The 1494-nt window shown below is 74.4% G+C and carries 1 protein-coding gene; it reads left to right on the top strand.

Features of this window, described 5'->3' with window-relative positions:
- The first annotated feature begins 11 nt into the window (after positions 1-11).
- Positions 12-1358 carry an 8-oxoguanine deaminase gene (locus Q0112_RS03515; protein ID WP_297971470.1) on the top strand — a complete coding sequence of 449 codons (1347 nt, stop codon included), beginning with the start codon at positions 12-14 and terminating at the stop codon, positions 1356-1358.
- Positions 1359-1494 lie beyond the last annotated feature (136 nt).

Genomic DNA, 1494 nt, shown 5'->3' with positions numbered 1-1494 from the left:
GGAGGATTCCCATGTCGCGCCTTCTCGTCCGGAACGCCCGCATCGTCACCATGGACGCCGACCGCCGCGAGCTCGACGGTGACGTGCTGGTGGAGGACGGCGTCATCGCCGCCGTCGGCGCGCTGGCCGGGACCCCGGCGGCGGCGGGCGCCGAGCTGCTCGACGCCAGCGGCTGCGTGGTGACGCCGGGGCTCGTCAACACCCACCACCATCTCTACCAGACGCTGACCCGGGCGGTGCCGGCGGGGCAGGATGCGCTGCTCTTCGGCTGGCTGAAGGCGCTCTATCCGGTCTGGGCGCGCTACGAGCCGGAGGACATCTTCGTCTCGGCGCAGCTCGGGCTGGCCGAGCTCGCGCTCTCGGGCTGCACGATGAGCTCGGACCATCTCTATCTCTTCCCGAACGGGGCGCGGCTCGAGGATACGATCGAGGCGGCGGGGACGGTCGGCATCCGCTTCCACCCGACGCGGGGGGCGATGAGCGTGGGCGAGAGCGCCGGCGGGCTGCCGCCGGACAGCCTGGTCGAGGCGGAGCCGGCGATCCTCGCCGACATGGCGCGGGTGGTCGACGCCTTCCACGATCCCGCGCCCGGGTCGATGCTGCGGGTCGGGCTCGCGCCCTGCTCGCCCTTCTCGGTCTCGACCGGCCTGATGGCCGACGCCGCCGCGCTCGCGCGCGCGAAGGGGGTGATGCTGCACACCCATCTCGCCGAAAACGCCGAGGACGTCGCCTATTCGCTCGAGCGGTTCGGCTGCCGGCCGGGGCAGTATGCCGAGGAGCTCGGCTGGACCGGGGAGCATGTCTGGCACGCCCACTGCGTGATGCTCGACTCGGGCGAGATCGACCTCTTCGCCCGGAGCGGGACCGGGGTGGCGCATTGTCCCTGCTCGAACTGCCGGCTGGGCTCGGGGATCGCGCCGGTGCGGCAGATGCGCGACGCCGGGGTGAAGGTGGGGCTCGGGGTGGACGGCTCGGCCAGCAACGACTCGGGCCACCTCCTCTCCGAGACGCGGGTCGCGATGCTGCTGCAGCGGGTCAGGAACGGGGCCGACGCGATGAGCGCGCGGGAGAGCCTCGAGATCGCGACCCTCGGCGGGGCGCGGGTGCTCGGGCGCGGCGCCGAGCTCGGCAGCATCGAGCCGGGCAAGCGCGGCGATCTCGCGATCTGGGACGTGTCGGGGCTCGGCGCGGCGGGCGCCTGGGACCCGGTGGCCGCCCTCGTCCTCTGCGGGCCGTTCCAGGTGCGCGACCTCGTCGTCGAGGGGCGGCGGGTGGTGCGCGAGGGGCGGCTGGCCGGGCTCGAGATCGAGGCGGTGGTGGAGCGGGCGAACCGGCGGGTGGCGCGGCTGATGGGGTGATCGGCCGCTGACCCGGCCCGGGGGAGCGCCGGTCTCGGGGAGCCCGCAAGGGGCTCCCGCTCGACCGGCGCTTGGCGGTCGGCCGCCTTTGCGGCCTCCCTCCGGCGGAGAGCGGCCTTCGGCCGCTCGAGTCATT

This window comes from uncultured Amaricoccus sp. (genome assembly GCF_937858865.1).
GTDB lineage: Bacteria > Pseudomonadota > Alphaproteobacteria > Rhodobacterales > Rhodobacteraceae > Amaricoccus.
The sequence above is the reverse complement of the archived record's forward strand: the minus strand, read 5'-3'. Positions and strand labels throughout refer to the sequence as shown.